The following is a 4,528-nucleotide window of genomic DNA, read 5'->3' as shown; positions in this document are numbered from 1 at the left end:
GGGACCCTGTGGGAGAGTAGGACGCCGCCGAACAATCATTGCGGGAAGCCCCGCACCAAATCCTTCGGGGTTCGGTGCGGGGCTTTTCTGCGTTCAGCACCGGGCCGAGGAGCTCGGCTGGGTATCCTGGCCGCGTTCTCTGGAGGACGCGATGACAGCACAGCAGCTGGAAGAAGGCGGCCCGCTCATCCCTCAGCCGGCCATGACGAGGGAGGCCCTGCGAGACGCCGTGCGCCGGATCGACATGGCCAACCTCGCCGTGCTCGACAAGGAATGCAACGAGGCGTTCGACCGCGCCGCGGAGACGGGCGCCATCAACCCTCTGCGGTTCTTCCTCATCAAGTGGGCCACCCACGTGGCGATCCACCGCTGGCCGGCGCGTTCGGCGGCGCTGCACGAGGCGGAACGCGTGGCCGGGGATCCGAACGCCACGGAGGAAGAGTTCCGGGCCGCCATGGAAACCAGCAGCCGCATCCTGGCCGAGGCCCAGCGCGAGATCGGTCAGTGACCCCGCGGGGCGAAGGCGTCGAGAACGACACCGGCTGGGCCTGGGAGTGCGACCCCGGTCGGTCGTGGGTGCTCGGCGACATGCCGGCGGAGCAACAGGGCCTCGTCAGTACCGTCATGGACGGCCTGGTCGACCTGGCCGCGATGGCGATCGACCCCAAGGACGGCAGCCTCTACGAGGACCCGCACCCGATGCGGCTGCGGACGTACGAGGACGAGCACCTCATGCTCTGGTACCAGACCATCCCGCACCGCAGCCGTGTCTACCTGAAGCGCGTCAACCTCTGAGCCGGCTGATCCGGCTGAACTGGCTGATCTGGCACGTCCGTTGCGCCTGAGGGGCTGGAGAGCCAGGTCACATTCCCTCCCGTGTCACAGGGCGTCGGGCTGCCTCGTCTCAGAGGTGTAGCCAAGGACGACCGACCACGGAGGAGCACATCATGGACGCGCGACTGAACTTCTTCGCCAACCCGGCCACCGCCAAGACCCTCAAGCACTTCATGGCGGCGGGCAAGGCGATCCGGGACTCGACGCTGCCGACCGCGACCCAGGAGCTGGTGGCGCTGCGCGTGAGCCAGATCAACGGGTGCGCGGTGTGCATCGACATGCACACCAAGGACGCCACCGCGGCCGGCGAGAGCGCGGTGCGGCTGCACCTGGTCGCGGCGTGGCGGGAGGCGACGGTCTTCACCGAGGCCGAGCGTGCCGCGCTCGAGCTGGCCGAGCAGGGCACCCGGGTCGCGGACGGGGCGGGCGGGGTCAGTGACGAGGTCTGGGCCCGCGCCGCCGAGCACTACGACGAGGAGCAGCTGACCAACCTGGTGTTCCTGGTGTCCTTCATGAACACGGCGAACCGGCTGAACGTCATCACCCAGCAGCCGGCCGGCCACTACGAGCCCGGGCAGTTCCACTGAGGGGCAGCGCCGGTGATCATGAGCGGACCGTACGTGCGGGCTACACAGGGAGGGGTTTCGGCGTGAGCAAGGTCGAGGAGTTCGAGGAACTGCGGCCACTGCTGTTTTCGATCGCGTACCGGATCCTGGGCAGCGTGGGTGAGGCCGAGGATGCGGTGCAGGAGACGTGGCTGCGCTTCGACGGATCGTCGACCCGGCCCACCTCGACCAAGGCCTTCCTGTCGGCGACGGTGACCCGGCTCTCGATCGACGTCCTGCGTTCCGCGCGGGTGCGCCGGGAGGAGTACGTGGGCCCGTGGTTCCCCGAGCCGCTGCTGAGCGATCCGTACCAGGATCCGGCGAGGTCGGCGGAGTTGGCCGACTCGGTGTCGACGGCGGCGCTGCTGCTCCTGGAGCGGCTCAGTCCGCTGGAGCGGGCGGTGTTCGTACTGCGGCAGGTCTTCGGCTTCGGGTTCGACGAGGTTGCCGCGGCGGTGGGGCGGTCGGAGGCGGCGTGCCGGCAGCTCCTGGTGCGGGCGCGGCGGCACATGGAGGCGGGGCGACCGCGCTTCGAGGCGGCCCGCGAGGAACGGGAGGAACTGGCCTCGCGGTTCTTCGAGGCCCTGCGCGAGGGCGACGTCGCCGGACTGCAGGAGCTGCTCGCCGCCGACGTGTCGATGGTTGGTGACGGCGGCGGCAAGGCCCCGCAGCTGGCCCGGGCCATCATGGGCGCCGAGAACGTGGCCCGGCTGCTCGCCTCGGTGGTCCCGTGGTTGTTCGCGATCGACGTGTCGCTCGAGCCGCACGAGGTCAACGGCGAACCGGGCGCGATCTTCCGGGACCGCGACGGCAAGGTGCTCCACACCCTGGCGCTGGAGGTACTCGACGGGCAGATCCAGACGATCCGCTCCGTGATCAACCCCGACAAGCTGCGGCACGTGGGCCCGGTGGCGGACGCCTGGGCGATCCACCGCGAGGTGACCCAGGCCCGCCGCCGCCCGCCGAACGGACCGGGTCTGGTGCTGTGACCGGGAACGTTCACTGGGTTGCCGGTCGTGGTGGTGGGGCAGCACCAGTACGGTGCGCTACCGACGGGCGGAGGGCCCCTCGCAGGCGCCGGCAGCGTGACCAGGATCCCCGGGCCACAGCCTTAGCATCTCGACATGGGCTACCCGGACTACCTGGACGTAGACGAGGCCGTGGCCGAGCTGGCTGGGGTACTCGGCGCACACGACACCCGGGACTGGTCGGTGCCGGCGGGTTCGTTGGAGTGGAGCTGCTGGACGACGGCCGCCCACATCGCGCACGACCTGCTGGCCTACGCCGGGCAGGTGGCCGGCCGCCCCACCGGGGCCTATCTCCCCTTCGACCTGGCCGTCCGCCCAGAGACCGCCCCGCGCGAGGTGCTCCAGGTGGTCACCGCCTGCGCAGGGCTGCTCAGCAGCGCTCTGACCGCAGCCGATCCCGGGATGCGGGCGTGGCACTGGGGGCCATGCGACCGGACGGGATTCGCGGCGATGGGCGTGGCCGAAATCCTTCTGCACACCTACGACATCACCCAAGGGCTGGGCGTGCCGTGGCTGCCACCAGCGCCTTTGGCCACGAAAGTTCTCCACCGTCTCTTTCCCGACGCCCCGCCGGGCGACCCGGCCCGGGTGCTCCTCTGGTGCACCGGCCGCGGCGAGCTGGACGACCGCCCCCGACGCTCCTCCTGGAGCTGGCAAGCGGCCCTTCCTGAGTGATCGCTCCACATGAAGACCGTGGCCGCGTACGGCAACAGGTGCCCCGGCACCGGGAACCTAGGCGGCGGCGGACGGGGGCAGCGGTTCGACGGCCGACCGCCACGGCGCCGGTACGCCGGCGGTGCCGGTACGGGCGCCCACCACCCCGCCGACGATCGCGCAGGTGGTGTCGCGGTCCCCCCAGCCTCCGACCGTGTACCAGAGGGCCTCGGCCAGGTCTTCCGGGTGCGAGGCCGCACACCACAGGGCGAAGGGGACGGTGTCCGGCGCCGACACCTGCCAGCCGGAGCCGAGCACCTCCGCGGCGTGCCGGACGGACGCACGGCCGGACAGCCGGCTCGCCACCAGCAGCCGCGACCGTACGTCGCTCTCGGCCACGAACCCCGCCACCTCGCGCAGGAACGCGTCCCGCGGTCGCGGCACACTGCCCGCCAGGCCGTCGGCCGCCGCGAGCGAGGCCGCCACCGCCACGGCCACCGCGCCCGCGGCGGCTTCCGGATGGGCGTGCGTCGTACGGGCGGAGAGATCGGCCTGCAAGGCCGCGGTGTCCGGTGCCCCGGCGAACCGCGCACCGAGCGGTGCCACCCGCATGGCCGCGCCGTTCCCCCAGGACCCCTGCCCGCCGAACATGCCCCCGGTCACCGCCTCCCAGGGCTCGCCCGCGCCGATCCGCGTGAGTACGTCGTGCATGGAGGGCCCGTACTTCCGGTACGGGTCGCGGGCGTACTCGGCGGCGAACTCCCGGGCCAGTTCGTCCTGATGTACCTCGCCGTGGCGGGAAAGGTGCCGGTGCAGGACGACCGCCATCGCGGAGTCGTCCGTCCAGTTCCAGGGGGCCGGGCGGAGGGCACGCGCCGCGAGCAGCTCGTTGGCGGGTTCGGCGGAGTTCAGGAACCAGGTGTCGCCGAAGGCATCGCCGAGCACCAGGCCGTCCAAGGAGCCCCGGGCCGCCCGGTCGCGGTCGCTGCTGCTGTCCATTCCGCTGGTCATGCCGACCATGCTTGCGGGGGGCCCTGCTGCCGGCCAGGCATTTTCCCTGCCGTCCCGCCCGGCCGACCGCTTCTTCGGGCGACGGCATCCGCTCGTGACCCCTCGTCGGAGACTCGATGCGGGCCAGGCGCTCGACAGGCGGCGCGGGCCGTTTTGACACTCCCCAGGGACAGTTGTAGAGTCAAGCGGTTGCCTCGAACCGGTCAGGTTCGGCAGCCTCCCACCCCACAGTCAAAATTCGTGCGGGTGCACTCGACTCCTCATCCAGGAATCCGAAGCCGGGGAAATCCGGTGGAGAATCTCTGATAGAGTCGGAATCGCCGGAAAGGGAAAGCGCGAAAGCGCAGAACCTCGAAAGCGCCGAGGAAATCGGGCCCGAAAGAGTCTGATAGAGTC

Annotated in this window: 7 protein-coding genes; 5 read left to right on the top strand and 2 right to left on the bottom strand. The window is 70.9% G+C overall.

The features are described from left to right. Window positions 1–151: 151 nt before the first annotated feature. From ACIP5M_RS36000 to ACIP5M_RS35980, 5 genes are all read left to right on the top strand, one after another. Complete coding sequence (locus ACIP5M_RS36000; protein ID WP_401205377.1) at window positions 152–508, top strand: hypothetical protein; 357 nt, start codon at window positions 152–154, stop codon at window positions 506–508. Continuing rightward, complete coding sequence (locus ACIP5M_RS35995) at window positions 505–795, top strand: hypothetical protein (RefSeq protein ID WP_401205375.1); 291 nt, start codon at window positions 505–507, stop codon at window positions 793–795. Before ACIP5M_RS36000 ends, ACIP5M_RS35995 begins: the two co-directional genes overlap by 4 nt. A gap of 152 nt (window positions 796–947) precedes the next feature. Further along, a complete protein-coding gene (locus tag ACIP5M_RS35990) occupies window positions 948–1,421 on the top strand; it encodes a carboxymuconolactone decarboxylase family protein (RefSeq protein WP_401205372.1) in 474 nt (157 codons plus the stop codon). Window positions 1,422–1,483: 62 nt separating this feature from the next. Further along, window positions 1,484–2,428, top strand: coding sequence for an RNA polymerase sigma-70 factor (locus ACIP5M_RS35985; RefSeq protein ID WP_401205369.1), 945 nt, complete (start codon window positions 1,484–1,486; stop codon window positions 2,426–2,428). 135 nt (window positions 2,429–2,563) lie between these two features. After that, on the top strand, window positions 2,564–3,142 hold the full coding sequence (locus ACIP5M_RS35980) for a maleylpyruvate isomerase N-terminal domain-containing protein (RefSeq protein ID WP_401205367.1): 579 nt from the start codon (window positions 2,564–2,566) through the stop codon (window positions 3,140–3,142). Window positions 3,143–3,199: 57 nt separating this feature from the next. On the opposite strand, the gene ACIP5M_RS35975 is transcribed toward ACIP5M_RS35980, so the two are convergent. Both ACIP5M_RS35975 and ACIP5M_RS35970 read right to left on the bottom strand, forming a co-directional pair. Further along, window positions 3,200–4,132 carry an ADP-ribosylglycohydrolase family protein gene (locus ACIP5M_RS35975; RefSeq protein ID WP_401205364.1) on the bottom strand — a complete coding sequence of 311 codons (933 nt, stop codon included), beginning with the start codon at window positions 4,130–4,132 and terminating at the stop codon, window positions 3,200–3,202. A 181-nt stretch (window positions 4,133–4,313) separates the two neighbouring features. Continuing rightward, window positions 4,314–4,528 (bottom strand): hypothetical protein (locus ACIP5M_RS35970; protein WP_401205361.1); only part of this gene is annotated, 215 nt, incomplete at its 5' end.

Origin of the sequence: Streptomyces sp. NPDC088762 (genome assembly GCF_044750905.1) — a bacterium.
Lineage (GTDB): Bacteria > Actinomycetota > Actinomycetes > Streptomycetales > Streptomycetaceae > Streptomyces.
This window is presented reverse-complemented; position numbering and strand designations above follow the sequence as displayed.

Excerpts from the sequence above, each read along its gene's own strand:
- ACIP5M_RS35980 (WP_401205367.1), top strand. The coding sequence starts at position 2,564 with ATGGGCTACCCGGACTACCTGGACGTAGACGAGGCCGTGGCCGAGCTG.
- ACIP5M_RS35990 (WP_401205372.1), top strand. The coding sequence starts at position 948 with ATGGACGCGCGACTGAACTTCTTCGCCAACCCGGCCACCGCCAAGACC.
- ACIP5M_RS36000 (WP_401205377.1), top strand. The coding sequence starts at position 152 with ATGACAGCACAGCAGCTGGAAGAAGGCGGCCCGCTCATCCCTCAGCCG.
- ACIP5M_RS35975 (WP_401205364.1), bottom strand. The coding sequence starts at position 4,132 with ATGACCAGCGGAATGGACAGCAGCAGCGACCGCGACCGGGCGGCCCGG.